17 protein-coding genes are annotated in these 19,407 nt (G+C 72.9%); 10 read left to right on the top strand and 7 right to left on the bottom strand.

The annotated features are described in order from the left end of the window. Positions 1-99: 99 nt before the first annotated feature. Both GR130_RS28415 and GR130_RS28410 read left to right on the top strand, forming a co-directional pair. Positions 100-942: a nitrilase-related carbon-nitrogen hydrolase gene (locus GR130_RS28415; RefSeq protein ID WP_159507346.1), complete on the top strand. Its 843-nt coding sequence runs from the start codon at positions 100-102 to the stop codon at positions 940-942. Beyond that, positions 939-2,261, top strand: coding sequence for an aspartate aminotransferase family protein (locus GR130_RS28410; protein WP_159507345.1), 1,323 nt, complete (start codon positions 939-941; stop codon positions 2,259-2,261). Before GR130_RS28415 ends, GR130_RS28410 begins: the two co-directional genes overlap by 4 nt. Positions 2,262-2,459: 198 nt before the next feature. On the opposite strand, the gene GR130_RS28405 is transcribed toward GR130_RS28410, so the two are convergent. Both GR130_RS28405 and GR130_RS28400 read right to left on the bottom strand, forming a co-directional pair. Further along, the gene (locus GR130_RS28405) at positions 2,460-2,786 is read right to left on the bottom strand and encodes a hypothetical protein (protein ID WP_159507344.1); all 327 of its coding nucleotides are present in this window, start codon (positions 2,784-2,786) and stop codon (positions 2,460-2,462) included. Positions 2,787-2,949: 163 nt separating this feature from the next. Further along, complete coding sequence (locus GR130_RS28400; RefSeq protein WP_159507343.1) at positions 2,950-3,834, bottom strand: ABC transporter substrate-binding protein; 885 nt, start codon at positions 3,832-3,834, stop codon at positions 2,950-2,952. Between the two features lie 325 nt (positions 3,835-4,159). Between GR130_RS28400 and hydA the strand changes: the two genes are divergently transcribed. Both hydA and GR130_RS28390 read left to right on the top strand, forming a co-directional pair. Beyond that, a complete protein-coding gene (gene hydA, locus GR130_RS28395) occupies positions 4,160-5,566 on the top strand; it encodes a dihydropyrimidinase (RefSeq protein WP_159507342.1) in 1,407 nt (468 codons plus the stop codon). A 51-nt stretch (positions 5,567-5,617) separates the two neighbouring features. After that, on the top strand, positions 5,618-6,634 hold the full coding sequence (locus GR130_RS28390) for a TIGR03842 family LLM class F420-dependent oxidoreductase (protein WP_159507341.1): 1,017 nt from the start codon (positions 5,618-5,620) through the stop codon (positions 6,632-6,634). A gap of 48 nt (positions 6,635-6,682) precedes the next feature. Here the strand turns inward: GR130_RS28390 and GR130_RS28385 are convergent, their stop codons facing one another. Together GR130_RS28385 and GR130_RS28380 are read right to left on the bottom strand one after the other, a co-directional pair. Continuing rightward, positions 6,683-8,035 (bottom strand): NAD(P)/FAD-dependent oxidoreductase, encoded by a 1,353-nt coding sequence (locus GR130_RS28385; RefSeq protein ID WP_159507340.1) that lies wholly within the window; start codon positions 8,033-8,035, stop codon positions 6,683-6,685. 153 nt (positions 8,036-8,188) lie between these two features. Continuing rightward, positions 8,189-9,010, bottom strand: coding sequence for an SDR family oxidoreductase (locus tag GR130_RS28380; RefSeq protein WP_159507339.1), 822 nt, complete (start codon positions 9,008-9,010; stop codon positions 8,189-8,191). 99 nt (positions 9,011-9,109) lie between these two features. Between GR130_RS28380 and GR130_RS28375 the strand changes: the two genes are divergently transcribed. Further along, positions 9,110-9,529, top strand: coding sequence for a MarR family winged helix-turn-helix transcriptional regulator (locus GR130_RS28375; protein ID WP_236573587.1), 420 nt, complete (start codon positions 9,110-9,112; stop codon positions 9,527-9,529). Between the two features lie 171 nt (positions 9,530-9,700). Here the strand turns inward: GR130_RS28375 and GR130_RS28370 are convergent, their stop codons facing one another. Both GR130_RS28370 and GR130_RS28365 read right to left on the bottom strand, forming a co-directional pair. Then, positions 9,701-10,228, bottom strand: coding sequence for a hypothetical protein (locus GR130_RS28370; RefSeq protein WP_159507337.1), 528 nt, complete (start codon positions 10,226-10,228; stop codon positions 9,701-9,703). A gap of 244 nt (positions 10,229-10,472) precedes the next feature. Continuing rightward, the gene (locus GR130_RS28365; protein ID WP_159507336.1) at positions 10,473-11,537 is read right to left on the bottom strand and encodes a lipoate--protein ligase family protein; all 1,065 of its coding nucleotides are present in this window, start codon (positions 11,535-11,537) and stop codon (positions 10,473-10,475) included. A 189-nt stretch (positions 11,538-11,726) separates the two neighbouring features. On the opposite strand from GR130_RS28365, the gene GR130_RS28360 reads away from it, so the two are divergent. Beyond that, entirely contained in the window at positions 11,727-12,539 is an 813-nt protein-coding gene (locus GR130_RS28360) for a maleylpyruvate isomerase family mycothiol-dependent enzyme (RefSeq protein WP_159507335.1), read from the top strand. 57 nt (positions 12,540-12,596) lie between these two features. Here the strand turns inward: GR130_RS28360 and GR130_RS28355 are convergent, their stop codons facing one another. After that, entirely contained in the window at positions 12,597-13,358 is a 762-nt protein-coding gene (locus GR130_RS28355; protein ID WP_159507334.1) for an SIR2 family NAD-dependent protein deacylase, read from the bottom strand. 676 nt (positions 13,359-14,034) lie between these two features. Between GR130_RS28355 and GR130_RS28350 the strand changes: the two genes are divergently transcribed. The 4 genes from GR130_RS28350 to GR130_RS28335 all read left to right on the top strand — a co-directional run bounded on the left by GR130_RS28350 (position 14,035) and on the right by GR130_RS28335 (position 18,983). Next, positions 14,035-15,873 (top strand): gamma-glutamyltransferase family protein, encoded by a 1,839-nt coding sequence (locus GR130_RS28350; RefSeq protein WP_201305023.1) that lies wholly within the window; start codon positions 14,035-14,037, stop codon positions 15,871-15,873. Positions 15,874-16,040: 167 nt separating this feature from the next. Continuing rightward, positions 16,041-16,955, top strand: a complete 915-nt coding sequence (locus GR130_RS28345; protein ID WP_159507333.1) for an inositol monophosphatase family protein — start codon at positions 16,041-16,043, stop codon at positions 16,953-16,955. A gap of 40 nt (positions 16,956-16,995) precedes the next feature. Then, positions 16,996-18,417 carry a phytoene desaturase family protein gene (locus GR130_RS28340; protein WP_159507332.1) on the top strand — a complete coding sequence of 474 codons (1,422 nt, stop codon included), beginning with the start codon at positions 16,996-16,998 and terminating at the stop codon, positions 18,415-18,417. A gap of 53 nt (positions 18,418-18,470) precedes the next feature. Beyond that, positions 18,471-18,983, top strand: coding sequence for an O-acetyl-ADP-ribose deacetylase (locus tag GR130_RS28335; RefSeq protein ID WP_159507331.1), 513 nt, complete (start codon positions 18,471-18,473; stop codon positions 18,981-18,983). The last annotated feature ends 424 nt before the right edge of the window (positions 18,984-19,407 follow it).

Raw genomic sequence — 19,407 nt, 5'->3', positions numbered from 1 at the left:
AGAGATGGTCTTGCCACGGTGCGTGACGGGGCTTACGGTCGCCTCCACACGCGTAGATCCGCGTGCCCGCAGGCTGACGCACCGACAAAGGAGCAGCTCATGGCCGATGTTGTGCGTGCCGCACTGGTCCAGGCGACCTGGACCGGCGACACCGAATCGATGATCGCGAAGCATGAGGAGTACGCCAGAGCGGCGGCTGCGCAGGGCGCGAAGGTGATCGGCTTCCAGGAGGTCTTCAACGCCCCGTACTTCTGCCAGGTCCAGGAGCCGGAGCACTACCGCTGGGCCGAGCCGGTGCCCGACGGCCCGACCGTCCGCCGGATGCAGCAGCTGGCCCGCGAGACCGGCATGGTGATCGTGGTGCCGGTCTTCGAGGTCGAGCAGTCCGGTTTCTACTACAACACCGCGGCCGTCATCGACGCGGACGGCACGGTGCTCGGCAGCTACCGCAAGCACCACATCCCGCAGGTGAAGGGCTTCTGGGAGAAGTACTACTTCAAGCCGGGGAACGCGGGCTGGCCGGTCTTCGACACCGCCGTCGGCAAGGTCGGCGTCTACATCTGCTACGACCGCCACTTCCCGGAGGGCTGGCGGCAGTTGGGGCTCAACGGCGCCCAGCTCGTCTACAACCCGTCGGCCACCTCCCGCGGCCTGTCCGCGTACCTGTGGAAGCTGGAGCAGCCGGCCGCCGCGGTCGCCAACGAGTACTTCATCGCGGCGATCAACCGGGTCGGCGTCGAGGAGTACGGCGACAACGACTTCTACGGCACCAGCTACTTCGTCGACCCCCGCGGCCGGTTCGTCGGCGACGTCGCCAGCGACACCAAGGAGGAACTGGTCGTCCGCGACCTGGACTTCGGGATGATCGACGAGGTGCGCCAGCAGTGGGCGTTCTACCGCGACCGCCGACCCGACGCCTACGACGGGCTGGTGAAGCCGTGAACCAGCACTCCCACGACCCCGCAGGGCTGCGCGCGCGCCACCGTGCCGTCCTGCCCGAGTGGCTCGCCCTCTACTACGAGCGTCCCCTCGAACTCACCCACGGGGAGGGCCGGCACGTCTGGGACGCCGAGGGCAACCGCTACCTCGACTTCTTCGGCGGCATCCTCACCACCATGACAGCGCACGCGCTGCCCGAGGTGACCAAGGCGGTCGGCGAGCAGGCCGGCCGGATCCTGCACACCTCGACCCTCTATCTCTCCCGGCCCATGGTCGAGTTGGCGGAGCGGATCGCCGCGCTCTCCGGCATCCCCGACGCGCGGGTCTTCTTCACCACCTCCGGTACGGAGGCCACCGACACCGCGCTGCTGCTGGCGACCTCGTACCGCCGCTCCAACCAGATCCTGGCGATGCGCAACAGCTACCACGGCCGGTCGTTCTCCGCCGTCGGCATCACCGGCAACCAGAGCTGGTCGCCGACCAGCCTCTCCCCGCTCCAGACGCTCTACGTGCACGGCGGGGTGCGCTCCCGCGGCCCGTTCGCCGAGCTGAGCGACGCCGACTACATCGCGGCCTGCGTCGCCGACCTTACGGACCTGCTCCAGCAGACCGCGGGCGGGGTGGCCGCGCTGATCGCCGAACCGGTCCAGGGCGTCGGCGGGTTCACCGCGCCGCCGGACGGGCTCTACGCGGCGTTCCGCGAGGTGCTGGCCCGCGAGGGGATCCTGTGGATCAGCGACGAGGTGCAGACCGGCTGGGGCCGCACCGGCGACCACTTCTGGGGCTGGCAGGCGCACGCCGAGAACGGCCCGCCCGACCTGCTGACCTTCGCCAAGGGCATCGGCAACGGGATGTCCATCGGCGGGGTGGTGGCCCGCGCCGAGGTGATGAACTCCCTGCCCGCCAACTCCATTTCGACGTTCGGCGGCAGCCCGGTCACCATGGCGGCGGGGCTGGCCAACCTCGGCTACCTCCTGGAGCACGACCTCCAGGGCAACGCCCGGCGGGTCGGCGGATTGCTCATCGAGCGGCTGCGGGCGGTGGCAGCAGGGCTCGACGTGGTCCGCGAGGTGCGGGGACGGGGCCTGATGATCGGGGTCGAGCTGGTCCGCCCAGGGACCGACGAGCCCTCGCCCGAGGCGGCGACGCTGGTCCTGGAGGCGGCCCGGGAGCGCGGCCTGCTGGTCGGCAAGGGCGGGCAGGGCGGCGCGGTGCTGCGCATCGCGCCGCCGATGTCGCTGACCGTCGCCGAGGCCGAGGAGGGCGCCGAAATGCTCGCGGACGCGCTGCGGTGGGCGCAGGAGCGGCTGCGGGACGGGTAGTCCGGTGTCCTCCCGGCGGGCCGTCCCGGAACGCGACCCGGGGCGGCCCCCGCGGTCCGTCGGCGGCCGGTCAGCGGCCGGGCGCGACGTCCTGGTAACTCCGCCCCACAGCAGGGATGTTGAGCCAGGAGGTGGCCTCGCCGCGGACTCCGTCGGAGCGGTAGACGCCCCACGCGGTACTCCAGGTCGACGGTGCCGTCACCTCGGGCGCGCAGCGAGAGCGGCGGGGTCGAGGCGCCCGAGCCGTAGTCCTTGAGCTGCCACAGGACCCCCCAGTCGCCCGGCCGGGTCGTCGACGACGGTGACCGAGCCCGGCTTGGGCTCGACGCCCTCGAAGGAGGCGGAGCCCTTGGCGGGGTCGGCGCGCCACAGCGGCGCCGCGCGGTGCCCGGCGGCCCGGTGGGCGCCGGTCGGCCCGGTCCCGGACGGTGCCTCCTCGGCGGCGGCGGTCCAGGTGCCGACCAGCGCGACACCGTTGACGAGGGCAACTCCCCATCGTAAGCGGGTGGTTGGCGGTCGCTTCATGGCGGACTCCCGTGGTGGGGGATGGGACGGGAGTGAAAGTCAGGTTTGTTTCCAGTTGCCGTCAAGGGGGTGCGCGGGCCGCGGCGTTCCGCCGACCACCGCCAACGCCCCCACCATCCGGCAGGAGTTGACGGACCGTCCGCGACACGGCGGAGGTCCCGCCCTACGTCCGGGCGGCGGCCCCGCGGACCGCCTCGGCCACGTCGGTGAAGAACCGGGTGTGCGCACGGCGGCTCGCCGGGGCCTCCGGATTCCACGGCAGCAGCCGGGCCCGGCCCTCGATCGCCCGCCAGTGCTCATCGGTCCGCAGCGCCTCGACGCGGGCGGCGTTGACCCGGACGTCGATCAGGACGACGTCCGGGGCCAGTGCGGCGGCCTCCGCCCAGCCGACCGTCGCCCAGTTCGCGCCGGAGCCGGCCGCCGGCTCCGGCAGCTCCACCCCGTGCTCGGCCAGCGCCCGCAGGTCCGGCCAGGCACCCGGCCGGGCCAGGTGCACCCGCTCCGGCCCGGCGGGCGACAACGCCACCACCCGCGGTCGCACCGAGCCGCCGCTCGCCTGCCGCAGCACGTCCTCGGCGGCGTCCAACTCCCGTGCCATCGTGAGTGGTTCGCCGCGCCCCAGGGACCCGGCGAGCGCCGCGAAGCGCTCCCGCACCTCGGCGAGGCCGCGCCCGGGCCCCACCGCGACGGTGGCCACGGGGACGTGCGTCTCCAGCTCCAGCGCGGTCTTCGCCTCCAGTCCGTAGACCTGCTCGCTGTCGTAGGTCACCGCCACCACGAGGTCCGGCCGGGCCTCCAGGAGCGTGTCCGGGTGCAGCGCGGCACCCGACCCCAGATACGGGATCTCCGCGAGCGGCAGCTCACCGCCCTTGGCCGGGTCGGCCGCGGCCCCGTCGTGCTGGGACCCGAAGATCCCCACCGGGCGGATGCCGTGATCCCACAGCGTCGCTCCCGCCTGTATGTACGCAACGATTCGTTCCGGCCGGTTACCGGCCACCACCAGGCGCCCGCGGTCGTCGGAGAACTCCCACGGTGTGCTCTGCTCCATGGCACATCGCCTTTCTGGTCGTTTGTGCGCCTTCTGGCGTCCTCGGTGCTGATTGCGAAGGTGTGATTCGGTATTAACTTTCGAAGTTGTGGGTCCGGAGTCTTTTTACTGCCCACCGCACCGCGCCCGCACCCCTGCCGCCGCCCACCCCGGGCCCCGGGTTGAACCGCCCGGCTGATCGTCGGTGCAACACGGCCGTCCCGGCTCGTTAACCGTCACGGTATTGCCACGGTGGGTGACATGCTTCTACGGTGTCTCCTTCTCGACCGGAATCTACGGGTGTAGACCAGCTTGTGACGTGGCATCAGGTAGGGAGATGGGATAGGTGAGCCGTACGGTCATCAAGGGCGGACTGGTCATCACCGCCGCCGACGAGACGCACGCAGACGTCCTCGTGGAGGACGGCCGGATCGCGGCCCTCGCCGCGTCCGGGAGCTGGGCCGCCGCCGGCTGGGCCGAATCGGCGGACCGCACCCTCGACGCCACCGGCAGATACGTCATCCCGGGCGGCGTCGACGCGCACACCCACATGGAACTCCCCTTCGGCGGCACCGCGGCCTCGGACACCTTCGAAACCGGCACCCGCGCCGCCGCCTGGGGCGGCACCACCACCATCGTCGACTTCGCCGTCCAGTCCCGCGGCAACTCCCTGCGCGCGGGCCTCGACCAGTGGCACGCCAAGTCCGACGCCCAGTGCGCCATCGACTACGCGTTCCACATGATTCTCTCCGACGTCAACGAGCACACCCTCAAGGAGATGGACCTCCTGGTGTCCGAGGGCGTCACCTCCTTCAAGCTGTTCACCGCCTACCCCGGCGTCTTCTACAGCGACGACGGGCAGATCCTGCGCGCTATGCAACGGGCCGCCGGCAACGGCGGGTTGGTGATGATGCACGCGGAGAACGGCCTGGCCATCGACGTCCTCGTCGAGCAGGCGCTCGCCGCCGGCCGCACCGACCCGCGCTACCACGGCGAGGTCCGCCACGTCCTCCTCGAAGCCGAGGCCACCCACCGCACCATCCAGCTCGCCCGGGTCGCCGGCGCACCCCTCTACGTCGTCCACGTCTCCGCCGAGCAGGCCGTCGACGAGATCGCCCGGGCCCGCCGGTTGGGGCTCAACGTCTTCGGCGAGACCTGTCCGCAGTATCTGTTCCTGTCGACCGACAACCTCGCCGAGCCGGACTTCGAGGGCGCCAAGTACGTCTGCTCCACCCCGCTGCGGCCCCGCGAGCACCAGGCGGCGCTCTGGCGCGGACTGCGCACCAACGACCTCCAGGTGGTCTCCACCGACCACTGCCCGTTCTGCTTCCGGGGCCAGAAGGAGCTGGGCCGCGGTGACTTCTCCAAGATCCCCAACGGGATGCCCGGCGTGGAGAACCGGATGGACCTGCTCCATCAGGCCGTCGTGGACGGGCACATCAGCCGCCGGCGCTGGATCGAGATCGCCTGCGCCACACCGGCCCGGATGTTCGGCCTCTACCCGAAGAAGGGCACCATCGCCCCCGGCGCCGACGCCGACCTCGTCCTCTACGACCCCACCGCCGAGCAGACGGTCTCCGCGAAGACCCACCACATGAACGTCGACTACTCCGCCTACGAGGGCAGGCGGCTCACCGGGCGCGTCGAGACGGTCCTGTCGCGCGGCGAACTCGTCCTCGACAAGCGGGAGTTCACCGGCCGCGCCGGGCACGGGCAGTACATCCCGCGCGGCACCTGCCAGTACCTGCTCTGAGCCGCCCGCCCGCACCCGGCACACCCGTACCCCACCGCGTAAGGAGCACCCGTGGACTTCGGAGTCGTCCTCCAGGCCGATCCGCCCGCCTCCGCCGTCGTCGAGCTGATGCGTCGCGCCGAGCGCAACGGCTTCCGCTACGGCTGGACCTTCGACTCGGCGGTGCTCTGGCAGGAGCCCTTCGTCATCTACAGCCAAATCCTTGAGCACACGACCGAGTTGACGGTCGGGCCGATGGTGACGAACCCCGGTACGCGCACGTGGGAGGTGACCGCGTCGACCTTCGCGACGCTGAACGACATGTTCGGCAACCGCACGGTGTGCGGTATCGGCCGGGGCGACTCGGCGATGCGGGTCGCGGGCCGGAAGCCGAACACCCTGGCCACGCTCGGCGAGGCGATCCACGTCATCCGTGACCTGGCGGAGGGCCGCGAGGCCGAGGTGGAGGGCCGGAGACTGCGCATCCCCTGGGTGCGGAACGGACACCTGCCCGTATGGATGGCGGCATACGGCCCGAAGGCGCTGGCCCTGACCGGTCGGCAGGCCGACGGCTTCATCCTCCAGCTGGCCGACCCGTATCTGACGCAGTGGATGGTGAAGGCGGTACGGGACGCGGCGACGGCCGCCGGCCGCGACCCGTCGTCGGTGAAGATCTGCGTGGCCGCACCCGCCTACCTCACCGACGACGCCTCGCCCGCCGCGCTTGCGCACGCGCGCGAGCAGTGCCGCTGGTTCGGCGGCATGGTCGGCAACCACGTCGCGGACCTCGTCGCCAGATACGGCGAGCACTCCGGCGCCGTGCCCGAGACCCTCACCGCCTACATCAAGGAACGCCACGGCTACGACTACGCCCATCACGGCCGCGCCGGCAACCCCGACACCGCGTTCGTCCCCGACGAGATCGTCGACCGGTTCTGCCTCATCGGCACCGAGGCCCAACACATCGACAAGCTGCGGGAGTTGAAGGAACTGGGCGTCGACCAGTTCGCGCTCTACGCCATGCACGACGCCCGGGAGAAGGTCATCGACGGGTACGGGGCGGGTGTCATCCCCGCGCTGCGGCACTGAGCCCGGAGAGACCGCCGGCGGCGGGGGGCGTCCGCCGCCGGCCGCGGTTCAGGGCGTGGCCGCGTGCAGGCTTCCGCCCGGGCGGGGGCCGACGAGGACGCGGGACAGCAGGCGCGGGTCGGCCAGTGCCAGGGGGCCCGCGAGCATGTGGAAGAGGCCGGAGAAGGTCGTGTAGACCCGCGGGTCGTGGGGGACGGTGTCGATCATGCGGTTCATGAACCAGTTGCCGGCCTTGACGGGCAAGGCGGGTCGCGACTGTTCCCAGGCGCGGTCGGGGATGGTTGCCATCAGCCAGGAGAAGGCGGTGACGCGGGCCAGCCGCCTCTGGAAACCCTGCCCGTCGAAGGGGGCGCGAGTGCGCCGGCCGCGGAGCATCTGCTCCAGGAGGCGGGCCTCCAGGGCGGCGACGGTCATGCCCTGACCGTAGGCGGGATTGAAGGTGCAGACCGAGTCCCCCAGGGCGATCAGTCCGTCGGGCCAGCGGGCCAGGCGGTGGTAGGCGGTCTTGCGGTTGACCGTACGGGCGTAGCGGCGCACGGGGGAGACGGGGGTGAGGGAGGCGATGGTGTCGGCGATGGGGCCGCGCAGGGTTTTGGTGAAGGCGAGGAAGTCGTCGTCGCCGCGCGGCAGTTGGATTCCTCCTGCTCCGTGCAGGGTGACGTGGAGCGCGTTGTTCTCGATCTGGATGGCGTAGGAGCCCTTGTGGAAGTCGGGGGCCCGCAGGGGTTCCAGCACGCCCTTCCATGAGGGCGGGGACTGCCCTTCCGGGTAGGAGTAGGTGCGTGAGGCGTAGCCGACCTGTGCGTCGACGGTCGTCGTGCGGGGGCTGGGCAGGCCGAGGGCGGCCAGCCACTGCGGCAGGTGGGAGGAGCGGCCCGAGGCGTCCACCACGAGGTCCGCGACGATCTCGTCCTCGCCGTCGCCGTTCTTGACCCGCACCCCGGTGACCCTGCCGGGACCGGCCGTGCGCAGGCCGGTGACGGTCAGTCCGTCCCGCAGGGTGACGGGCTCCAGCGCCGACACCCGTCGGCGCAGGACGTGCTCCAGGAGAGGCCGGGAGAAGGTCTGGATCGGCATGCCCATCGGCGTGGGCGGCGGGGTGCCGTTGGGCAGCACTGCGCACAGGTCCTCGCCCCAGTCCCACACCGGCGCGCCCGCCTCTTCCAGCTCGGCCCGCAGCCCGGGGAAGTACCCCTCGAACACCTCGGCACCGAGGGCCAGAAGGCCATGGACGTGGTGCCCCTGGGGCACCCCCACCCTGGGCTCGGACGCGCTCGGAAGCGTGTCGCGTTCGATGACGGTGACGGCCTCGAAGCCGTCGGCCAGGACCCGGGCGGCCGCGAGACCCGCCATGCCTGCCCCGATCACCACCGCGTGCCGGACGTCGGTACCCATAGGCATGCCGCTCCCTCCCCGCTGCGGGCCGAACCCCGCTGCTCCCGGGCTCTTCCCTGCCCCGGTCGGCCGGCAGGTATGCGGAAAGGAGTGAGCCAATGGGCACGCTCTGTAGCCGGGTGGGGTGGGGGCGCCCGGCCCTGACCCATCAGGCAGGCCCTAGACGACCCAGCCGCTGGTCAGCGTCTGCACGGCCGAGCCGTCGAGGTCCTTGAGCTTCGTCGCTGCGAAGGCGCGCGCGGTGTCGGAGGTGAGGACCCGGAAGGCCGGCCGCTCGGCGGCGAGCAGATCGACGATCTGCGTGGCCACGTCCTGCGGCGTCTGCGCGTGGGCGAAGGCGCCGCGGGTGCGGTCCAGGTAGGCGGACAGGGCCGGCGCGTACGGCCCGGCCTGCTGCAGTGCGTTGTCCGGGAGGCCCACGTTGCTGACGAACTCGCTGGCCACCGCGCCCGGCTCGACCACGCTGACGTGCACGCCGGTCGTGGCCGCGACCGGTGCGAGGGATTCCATGAAGCCCTCGACCGCGAACTTGGCGGCGCAGTATGCCTCGTTGAAGGGCTGGCCGATCACTCCGCCGACGCTGGTCACGGTCAGCACGCGGCCCTTGCTCGCCCGCAGCAGGGGCAGGGCGGCCTTCGTGACGTGCAGCACGCCGAAGAAGTTGACCTCCATGACGGCGCGTACGTCCTCGACGCTCTCCTGTTCCAGGGTGCCGACGTGGCCCGCGCCGGCGTTGTTGACGAGCGCGTCCAGCCGGTCGAGGCCGGCCAGGCATGCCTCGACCGAGGCCGGGTCGGTCACGTCCAGGGCCCGGACGTCGACGGCGACTCCGGCTTCCTCCGCCGCCGCCAGCAGTGCGCCCGCCTTGGCGGTGTCGCGCATGGTGGCGATCACGTGCCATCCGCTTCGCGCGGCGGTGACGGCGGCTGCCAGGCCGATGCCGGAGGAGGTGCCGGTGATCAGGACGGTCTTGGTGGTCATCCTCGTGCTCCCAACTTACTTATGTCGAATAACTAATATGCTCCATAACTATGGGCACGGATATTTGATGCTGTCAAGCACATGGGTACGCTGGACGCCATGTCCAACCCACCGGATGAGCTCAGCAGGGAGATCGTCGGCCTCTTCGCGGCCATCAACCGTCGCTACGGCCAGGAGTCCGAGGCAGCCGCGACGCCCCACGACCTGACCCCGCTCCAGGCCAAGGCGCTGCTCGCCGCCGAAGGCCCGGTTCCGATGCGCCGCATCGCCGAGCGGCTGCACGCGGAGCCGTCGAACGTGACCGTGATCATCGACCGGCTGGAGTCCAGCGGCCTGGTCGAGCGCAGCCCCGACCCGGGCGACCGTCGCGTCAAGCGTGTCGCCGCGACCGCCGCCGGCCGCACCGTCGCCGCCGATCTCCGCGCACGCATGCCCTTCGCCGCCGACCCCCTGGCCCCGCTCACCGCGCAGCAGCGCGAGACCCTGCGCGAGCTCCTGCAACTGATCCTGGAGGCATGACGGCGGCGGGCGCGGCTCCCCCGTGACTCGACGGCCGGCACGCAGTCGGTCCGGACGCCGAACCGACAAGCGACCCGGCGATGCGGGCAGGGCCGTTCGTAGTGCGCCGACCTGCCCACGGCGTCCAGGGCCGGAGCATCCCGCTCACCCGGCTCTCCTTGCCCGACGGGCTCAGTGCAGCTGGGCCTTGGCGACCACGATGACGAGGCCGAGCACCAGGTTGACGGCGCCGGAGACCACCACCACGCGCAGCGAGGCGCCGGCGCGGACGGCGGCCGTGCTCGCCCAGCCGATCTGCTCGGCCACGGCGACGGACAGCGCGAACCACGCGGTGCCCTCAAGGTCCAACCGCAGCAGCGGACTTACCGCCACGGCGACGGCCGGCAGCACCGCCGCCTGGACGATCGGCCACTCATGCCCCGCCACGTGCCGGATCGCGGCCCACGTCAGATGCCGGTACGACAGCAGGTCGCCGACGAGGAGGGCGTAGACGTGCGCCGCCCAGAACACCAGGCCGGTGATGAGCAGCAGCAGCAGGAGCCCGAGCCGGGGGAACGGTCCGAACGTGGCGGTCCCGGCCACGACGGACGCGGCCAGAAGGGATCCGTAGATCGCACCCGCGTAGTTGCCACCCGGCTGCTCCGGCCGCTGTCGACCCTCGTCGCCCGCCCGGTCGTCGGTGTTCGCGCCATCCGCCATGTCCTCAGGATCGCCGGGGGCGCGCCGACCCGCACGCGCACGCGCGGGGGCGGGCAGGCCATCGGGTGAATGACCTCCGGCGAGCGGAGGGCATTGCCGCGTTCGCCGGCTGAACGGGTGCCGGGACGGGGCGAGTTGCCACCCCGAGGCGGCCGGCGGCCCGCGCCGTGCGCAAGGGCCCTGAGGGGCGCCGGTCCGGTCCCCTTCCGCGCGCCACCGCGGCCCGTACGGACCGCGGTACCGGTCACGGGATGCGCGTGGTCCACTCCTCGTTCGCGAACTTGGTGCGTACGAGCTCCTGGGCGCGGGCCATCTCCTGGGCGGTGACGGCCCCGCGGGTGAGGCCGTAGCGCGACCGGAAGGAGTCGACCATCTTCTCGATGACCGCTTCGCGGGGAAGTCCGGTCTGACGGCGCAGCGGGTCGACGCGCTTCTTCGCGCTCCTCGTGCCCTTGTCGGAGAGCTTCTCCTTGCCGATCCGCAGCACCTCGACCATCTTGTCGGCGTCGATGTCGTAGGACATGGTCACGTGGTGCAGCACCGCACCGGGCCCGCCCTCCGGTCCGACCATCCGCTTCTGCGCGGCGCCGGCCACCTTCCCCAGCTCGGTGGCGATGTCGTTGAGCGGCTGGTACCACGCCCTGATTCCGAGGTCGCCGAGGGCGGCCAGGACCCAGTCGTCGAGATAGGCGTAGGAGTCCGCGAAGGAGAGCCCGGAGACCAGTGCCTCGGGGACGGACAGGGAGTAGGTGATGGTGCTCCGCGGCTCCGCGAACATCGCTCCGCCGCCGGAGATCCTGCGGACCACGGTGACGCCGTGGCGGGCCGCGCCCGCGGGGTCGACCTCGTTGCGCAGCGACTGGAAGCTGCCGATGATGACGGCGGGGGAGTCCCATTCCCAGACGCGCAGCGTGGGCGGCCGGCGGCCGGCCGCCACCTCCGCGGTGATGACCTCGTCGAGAGCCATGTGCAGCGCCGGGGGCTCGGGAGCCCCGTGGATGAGCTGCCAGTCGTAGTCGCCCCAGTCGGTGGCCCGGGCCAGCGCGCGCCGCACCGCGACGGCGACGCTCTCACTGGTGAATCCGAACAGCACCGCCGACTCGGGGAGCGCGGCGTCGATACGGGCGGTGAGCCCGGCGGTGTCGGTGTCGGCCGGGGCGCCCTCCAGCGCGGAGTTGATCCGCAGGAGAGCCTCGTCGGGCTCCAGGAAGAAGTCCCCGGCGACGCGGACGTTGCGCAAGGACGCGTCCTCGACGTCCAGATCGACGACCACCAGCTTGCCGCCGGGGACCTTGTACTCGCCGTGCACCGCGCACTCTCCGCTTCGTCGGCACCGTCACCCGGACCGGTGCCGGATTCTCGTCGGCCCGGATCCGGGTGGATCCGGATCCGCGTCACCACCGTAACGGCCGCGGCGGCCGGATTTGCCTTCGAGTGGACTCCAGCCGCCACACTGACCGGGAGACGATCCGCGCTGCGGACGGAAAGGCGGCAGCTGATGGAGACGACGAGCCGGCCGGGACACCCCTTGCCGTACGACACCTACCGGCAGGCGATCGAGCGGGAGACCCTGCGCTTCGCCGAGGTGGTCGGCGGGGCCGACCCGGCGACCGCCGTGCCCTCCTGCCCCGACTGGACGCTGGCCGAACTCGCCCGCCATGTGGGAGCGCTCCAGCGCTGGTTCAGCACGCTGCTGACCCGGCGGGTGCAGGAGCCGCCCCGCAGCCGCGACGTGGAGCTGGGGCTGCCGGAACGCGCCGAGGAGTATGCGGGTTGGGTGGCCGCGGGCGTCCCGGGCGTGGCCGGCGTGCTGCGCGACACGGATCCGGGGGCGGCGATGTGGACCTGGGGCGAGGACCCGCACGCACGGTTCTGGGCCCGCCGGATGCTGTACGAAACGCTGGTGCACCGGGTGGACGCGGAACTCGCCGTCGGCCGGGAGCCGGACGTCGACGCCGCCCTGGCGGCGGACGGGATCGACGAATTCCTCGTCAACCTGCCCTACGCGGGACTCTTCGCCCCCGGCGTCGCGAAGCTGCACGGCACCGGCGAGACCCTCGCCTTCCGGTGTGCGGGCCCGGACGGCGGGACCGGCGAGGAGTGGCGGGTACGGCTGGAGCCGGACGGCTTCCGACCGCTGCCGCCGGCCGCGGCCGACGACGCGCCGTCCGAGCCGGACGCCGTCGTACGGGGGCAGGCGGCGGACCTCCTGCTGCTGCTCTACGGGCGACGGACCTACCAGGAGGCCGCCTTCGAGGTCTCGGGCGACCAGGCGGTGCTCGACCACTGGTTCGCGCACACGGCCTTCTGAGCCGCCGCCGGGGGACCGGGGGACCGGGGGCCGGCGGGCCCGTCCGGCCGCTCGCGGTCAGCCGAACCGCTCCAGCAGGCGGGGCAGCGCGGTGCCGATCGGCTCGCGGATCACCTCGGTTGCCAGAGCGTCGTACGGCGTCGGCTCGGCATTGACGATGATCAGCCGCGCGCCGTGGTCCGCGGCCACCCCGGCGAGCGAGGCGGCCGGCTGCACCTGGAGCGTCGTACCGACCGCCACGAAGACCTCGGCCGCCTTCGCCACACCCAGCGCCGTACCGAGCACCTGCGGATCCAGCCGCTCACCGAACATCACCGTCGCCGACTTCAGGATCCCGCCGCACACGAGGCACGCCGGATCCGGATCGCCCGCCGCCACCCGCTCCAGCGCCTCCTCCATCGACGAACGGGTATGGCAGCGGGTGCAGGTGACGGCGCGTGCGGTGCCGTGCAGTTCCAGGACCTTGCGCTCGGGCAGCCCGGCGAGCTGGTGCAGTCCGTCCACGTTCTGGGTGATCACCCGCACCGGCGTCCCGGACCGGGCCAGCGCGGCCACGGCCTCGTGCGCGGCATTGGGCCGGGCCCGGAAGGCCGGGCTCTCCTGCCGCATCCGCCACGAGCGCCGCCGGATCTCCGGATCGGCCATGTACACGTCGTAGGTGACCAGCTTCTCGGCATCCGGGTCGCGCCGCCACAGCCCCTTGGGACCGCGGTAGTCGGGGATCCCGGAGTCGGTGGAAATGCCGGCGCCGCTCAGGATCGCGACGAGCGGACGGTGCTGCGGCCGGCCGGGCCCCGCCGGCTCCTCCGTGCTGGTCATGGCGCGAGCGTACGGAAGGAGGCGGGGCGCGGCGACCTGGTTTCGGGGCGTCGGCGGGTGACATCGGGGTGCCGGCCCGGCGCGTGCCTTCGGGCTGGGGGCGCCCCCAGCGGTAGCCGGGGGAGCGTCCCAGGCGGCGGCGCCCCCGGGGAGCGGCCAGCCGCGGGTGAGACCGGAGCCGGGGAGCAGCCCCCGCAGCTCCGCGTCCAGGCGCCGGCCCGCCGCGGCGATCTTCAGGGGCGCGAGCGGGTCGCCGCCGTCCCGCCGCCGCTCCAGCCCGGCGACGCGCTCCTCGTACGCCCGCAGGACGTTCCCCCAGCTACCGCTGGGAGGTGCCCCCGGGCGGCCAGGGTGGCCGCCGGCCCTCGTCCACGGGGTCGCCGTAACCGAACCAGGTGATGTGCCCCCGGTCCGGGTCGTGCGCCGCCGGCGTCGTCCACGCCCTGCACCACCGCCGGCCGCCGCCCGTCGGCCGTCTCGCAGCGCAGCTCCGGCCCGTCCGGTCTGCCCGGTTCGTCCACCGCGAGCGCGAGGCCGTCCCAGCGGGCGCCGTCGGTGTGGCGGGGGAGCGCGGTCCGGTGCAGAGCCGTGCGGGGAGGGTACGGGGGATCCGTACACCCCTGCGAACCCCGGACGCAGGCGGAGCGCACCGATCCACCGACGGCAAGGAGGCCCCGTGTTCACCACCCGCCCCACCCTCCAAGGCACCTTCGGGATGGCCGCCAGCACCCACTGGCTGGCCTCCCAGACCGCGATGGCCGTCCTGGAGGACGGCGGCAACGCCTTCGACGCCGCCGTCGCCGCCGGATTCGTGCTGCACGTCGTCGAGCCGCACCTGAACGGGCCGGCGGGCGAGGTGCCCATCATCCTGGCGCCCGCCGGCGGGCCGGTGCGGGTGCTCTGCGGCCAGGGCCCGGCCCCCGCCGGGGCGAGCGTCGCCCACTACACGGCCCTCGGACTCGACCTGGTGCCCGGCACCGGTCCGCTCGCCGCCGCCGTCCCCGGCGCCTTCGACGCGTGGATGCTGCTGCTCCGCGACCACGGCACCAAAACCCTGGCCGAGGTCCTGCGGTACGCCGTCGGCTACGCCGAGCACGGCCACCCCGCCGTGGAGCGGATAGGGGAGACCGTGGAGAGCGTCCGGGAGCTGTTCACCACCGAGTGGACCTCGTCCGCCGAGATCTACCTCCCCGGCGGCAGGTCCGTGGCCCCCGGCGGACTGCTCACCAACCGCCCGCTGGCAGCCACCTGGCGCCGCCTGATCACGGAGGCGCAGGCCGCGTCGGCGGACCGCGAGGCGCAGCTCGACGCCGCCCGCCGCATCTGGCGCGAGGGCTTCATCGGCGAGGCACTCGCCGACTTCGCGGCCCGCCCCGCCCTGGACACCTCGGGCGAACGCCACGCCGGCACCCTCACCGGCGACGACCTCGCCGCCTACTCCGCCAGCTACGAGGACCCCGTGACCTACGACTGGCACGGCTGGACCGTCGCCAAGGCCGGCGGCTGGTCCCAGGGCCCCGCCTTCCTCCAGCAACTCGCCCTGCTCCCCGACGAGTTGCCCGCCTACGGCAGCCCCGAATACGTCCACCTGCTCATCGAGGGCAGCAAGCTCGCGATGGCCGACCGCGAGGCGTGGTACGGCGACGCCGCCGAGGTGCCGCTGCCCGCCCTGCTCGGCGACGGCTACAACGCCGAGCGCCGCAAGCTCGTCGACGACCACGCCTCGTACGCGCTGCGGCCCGGCAGCCCGGACGGGCGCCCGCCCCGGCTCGGCAGGCACGCCCTGGCGGTGGCCTCGGGGGCGGGCGGCTTCGATCCGCTGGGCATCTCGGGGAGCGGGGCGGGGGAGCCGACCGTGGCCCGCGGCGTGCCGTCCACCGCCGAGCCCCGGGTCGACCCGGACGGCACCACCCGCGGCGACACCTGCCACCTCGACGTCGCCGACCGCTGGGGCAACCTGGTCTCCGCCACCCCCTCCGGCGGCTGGCTCCAGTCCAACCCCGTCGTCCCCGCGCTCGGCTTCCCGCTCGGCACCCGGCTCCAGATGGCCTGGCTGGAAGAGGGCCTGCCCAACACCCTCACCCCCGGGCGCCGCCCCCGCACCACCCTCACCCCGTCCCTCGCCCTGCGCGACGGCGTCCCCGTCATGGCCTTCGGCACGCCCGGCGGCGACCAGCAGGACCAGTGGCAGCTGCACTTCTTCCTCGCCGCGGTGCTGCGCCCGGAAGTCCGCGGCGGCCCCGACCTCCAGGGCGCCATCGACGCCCCGAACTGGCACCAGGACTCCTTCCCCGGCTCCTTCTTCCCGCGCGGGATGCGGCCCGGCAGCGTCACCGTCGAGTCCCGTATCGGCACCGACGTCGTCGAGGAGCTGCGGCGGCGCGGGCACGACGTCACCGTCGGGGCCGCCTGGTCGGAGGGGCGGCTGTGCGCGGTGGCCCGCGACCCCGGGACCGGGGTGCTGTCGGCGGCGGCGAACCCGCGCGGGATGCAGGGATACGCGGTGGGGCGCTGACACCGGCCCGCCGGCGCGGGGTGGGCGGGGGCGGCCGGAGAAGGGGCGGCCGGCGGGTGCGCGACCGGCCGCCGCCCTCCCGGCCGCACCCGCCCGTGCCCTCCGCGGCATCGGGAATTCACCCGCAGTACAGCAGCCGTGTCAGTGGCTCGTGGTTCGATGGACGCATGATCGAAGCATTTCGTCCCCACGATTCGGGAGATACCACGAATATCACCGAAGACCTCGCGACGACCCCCGCGGCCCCGGTGACCCCGTCGCCGGACCTCTCCGCACTGGACCTGGCCGCCGTCGAGGACGCCGTCCGCCAGGCCGCCGCCGACGAGATCATGCCGCGCTTCCGGCAGCTCGCCGCCGAGGACATCGTCGAGAAGAACGGCCCGCACGACCTCGTCACCATCGCCGACCGCCGTGCCGAGGAGCAGCTCACCGCCGCCCTGACGGCCCTGCTGCCCGGCTCCCGCGTCGTCGGCGAGGAAGCGGTGCACGCCGACCCCACCGTCCTCGACGCGCTGCGCGGCGACGCCCCCGTATGGATCGTCGACCCCGTCGACGGCACCCGCCAGTTCGTCCACGGCGACCCCGGCTTCGCCACCCTCGTCACCCTCGCCCACCACGGCGAACTGCTCGCCTCCTGGACGTACGCGCCCGCCCTCGGCCTGATGGCCACCGCCCGCCGCGGCGCCGGCGCCTGGCTGAACGGCGAACGGCTCACCGCCGGCCACCCCGCCGCAGGCGCCGACCTCGAAGTCGCCACCTCCCACCACGACTTCACCGACGACGACCAGAAGCGCGTCCTGGCCGCCCTGGACACCGGAGGCATCGCCCCCCGCCCCTGCGGCTCCGCCGGCCTGGAATACCTCCACATAGCCCAGGGCCGGATCGACGCCACCGCCTTCAGCTGGGAGAACGCCTGGGACCACGCCGCCGGACTGCTGCTCGTCCACGAAGCGGGCGGCGCCAGCGGCACCGTCGCCGGCCAACCGTTCCGCATAGCCGGCGGCAACGCGCTCCCCTTCACCGCCGCACGGGACGCCGAGACCGCGCGGCGTATCCTCGGACTGCTGGCAGCGGCCAACTGACCCTCACCGACGAGGGTCGGACGTGAGGGGAGTGGCGCAGGTGCCGAGGATGCTCGATGCCGTCGTGATCGGGGCAGGACCCAACGGCCTGACGGCGGCGGTCGAACTGGCCCGCCGCGGCATGTCCGTGGAGATCTTCGAGGCGCGCGACACCATCGGCGGCGGAGCCCGCACCGAGGAGCTGACCCTCCCCGGCTTCCGCCACGACCCCTGCTCCGCGGTCCACCCCCTCGCCATCGGCTCACCCGCCTTCCGCACCATGCCCCTGGAGCGGTACGGCCTGGAGTGGCTGCACCCCGAACTCCCCATGGCGCACCCCTTCCCCGACGGCACGGCCGGGGTGCTGGCCCAGTCCGTCGGCGAGACCGCCATGTCCTTCGGGCCGCGCGACGCCGGCACCTACCGCCGGCTGGTCGCCCCCTTCGTCGGCAAGTGGGACGCCCTCTCCCGCGACTTCCTGCGCACCCAGTGGCTCGGGCTGCCCGGCGACCCGGTCACCTACGCCCGGTTCGGGCTGGTCGCCATGCAGCCGGTCACCCTCCTCAACCGCCGCTTCCAGGACGAGAAGGCCCGCGCCCTGCTGGCCGGCCTCGCCGCCCACGCCATCGCCCCGCTCCGCGGCTTCGGCACCAGCGGCCTGGCCCTGATGTTCGCGCTCGCGGCGCACGCCAACGGCTGGCCGGTGCCCCGCGGTGGCTCCCAGGCCCTCTCCGACGCCCTCGCCGGACTGCTGCGCGCCCACGGCGGCGCCGTCCACACCGACTTCGAGGTCAAACGCCTCGACGACCTCCCGCCGGCCCGCGCCTACGTCTTCGACACCTCACCCACCGCGCTCGCCCGGATCGCCCGCCTCGGCAACGCCTACCGCGACGTCAAGTACGGCCCCGGCGTCTTCAAGATCGACTACGCGATGGACGGCCCCGTCCCCTGGACCGCCAAGGACGCCCAGCGCGCCGGCACCGTCCACATCGGCCCCACCAGCGCCGAGATCTCCGCCGCGCTCAACGCCGCCTCCGAGGGCCGCGACCCCTCCGTCCCGTTCCTCATCACCGCCCAGCCCAGCCTCATCGACCCCACCCGCGCCCCCGAGGGAAAGCACACCTTCTGGGCCTACGGCCACGTCCCCAACGGCTGGGACGGTGACGCCACCGAGGTCGTCGAGCGGCAGATCGAACGCTTCGCCCCGGGCTTCCGTGACCGCGTCCTGGCCCGCGCCGTCGCCGGCCCCCCGCAGCTCGCCGCCCGCAACGCCAACTACGTGGGCGGCGACACCGCCACCGGCTCCGCGGCCGGCCTGCGCCTCCTCATCCGCCCCAAACTCGCCCGCGTCCCTTACGAAACCGCGCACCCCGCCGTCTACCTCTGCTCCCAGGCCACCCCGCCCGGCCCCGGCGTCCACGGCATGTCCGGCCACTACGCCGCCAAGGCGGTCTGGCGCCGGCTTCGCGCGAGCAGCCGCTGACCCCGGCGCGTCCGTCCCGCCCGCGCCGCCCCGCCCTCCTACGCTCTTCGCCCATGAACACCACCCTCACCTTCAGGCAGGGCGACATCACCGAACAGGCCGTGGACGCGGTGGTCAACGCCGCCAACTCCTCCCTGCTCGGCGGCGGGGGAGTGGACGGCGCGATCCACCGCCGCGGCGGCCCGGACATCCTCGACGAGTGCCGCGCCCTGCGCGCCGCGAAATACCGCCGCGGCCTGCCCATCGGCGCCGCCGTCGCCACCACCGCCGGCCGGCTCCCGGCCCGCTGGGTGATCCACACCGTGGGCCCGCGTTTCACCCCCGAGGAGGACCGGTCGGAGCTGCTGGCTTCGTGCTACCGGGAGTCGCTGCGGGTGGCGGACGCACTGGGCGCCCGTACGGTTGCCTTTCCGGCGGTCTCCGCGGGCATCTACGGGTGGCCGATGGAGGACGCCGCCCGGATCGCGGTGGAGACGGTGCGGGCGGCGGAGACGTCGGTCGAGGAGGTCAGGTTCGTCCTCTTCGACGAGAAGGCGTACGAGGCTTTCGCCCGGCAGATCCGGTGACCACGGTCGCGACCCGTTCACTCAACTCGCCCGAGTCCCCTGTCCAACTGCGCCGAATGCGCTGATGTCGAGCGGGAGATGTCAGCGCATTCGGCCTTGTGTACGGAGTGAAGACGTCGGTGTCGACATGGTCTCGATGACGCATCATGTGGAGTGCGTGGTCATTCTGGAGCGGGCGGCCAAGGGCTCCTGATCTGCGGTTTGTCGGTCCTATTGGTTCCCTTGACCTGTTTCCGTGCATTCGACAGGTCAAGGGCGGGTGGAGGCCGCGTCGGCTGCCCAAAACGATTGCCTTGCGGATGCAGGACGGTGCGACACCTGCTCAGGTAGTGGCTCAGTGGCATGCTCAGAGTTCTGAGCTCAGATGACACATGTTCTGAAGCTCCGTCACATTGGCCTGAAGAGCAGCCTGTGACGCGAGCCG

The sequence above is a fragment of the Streptomyces sp. GS7 genome, from assembly GCF_009834125.1.
Taxonomy (GTDB): domain Bacteria; phylum Actinomycetota; class Actinomycetes; order Streptomycetales; family Streptomycetaceae; genus Streptomyces.
This window is presented reverse-complemented; position numbering and strand designations above follow the sequence as displayed.

Coding starts and splice junctions, on each gene's coding strand:
- GR130_RS28415 (WP_159507346.1), top strand. CDS start 100: ATGGCCGATGTTGTGCGTGCCGCACTGGTCCAGGCGACCTGGACCGGC.
- GR130_RS28405 (WP_159507344.1), bottom strand. CDS start 2,786: ATGAAGCGACCGCCAACCACCCGCTTACGATGGGGAGTTGCCCTCGTC.
- GR130_RS28400 (WP_159507343.1), bottom strand. CDS start 3,834: ATGGAGCAGAGCACACCGTGGGAGTTCTCCGACGACCGCGGGCGCCTG.
- GR130_RS28385 (WP_159507340.1), bottom strand. CDS start 8,035: ATGCCTATGGGTACCGACGTCCGGCACGCGGTGGTGATCGGGGCAGGC.
- GR130_RS28380 (WP_159507339.1), bottom strand. CDS start 9,010: ATGACCACCAAGACCGTCCTGATCACCGGCACCTCCTCCGGCATCGGC.
- GR130_RS28375 (WP_236573587.1), top strand. CDS start 9,110: ATGTCCAACCCACCGGATGAGCTCAGCAGGGAGATCGTCGGCCTCTTC.
- GR130_RS28370 (WP_159507337.1), bottom strand. CDS start 10,228: ATGGCGGATGGCGCGAACACCGACGACCGGGCGGGCGACGAGGGTCGA.
- GR130_RS28360 (WP_159507335.1), top strand. CDS start 11,727: ATGGAGACGACGAGCCGGCCGGGACACCCCTTGCCGTACGACACCTAC.
- GR130_RS28355 (WP_159507334.1), bottom strand. CDS start 13,358: ATGACCAGCACGGAGGAGCCGGCGGGGCCCGGCCGGCCGCAGCACCGT.
- GR130_RS28345 (WP_159507333.1), top strand. CDS start 16,041: ATGATCGAAGCATTTCGTCCCCACGATTCGGGAGATACCACGAATATC.
- GR130_RS28335 (WP_159507331.1), top strand. CDS start 18,471: ATGAACACCACCCTCACCTTCAGGCAGGGCGACATCACCGAACAGGCC.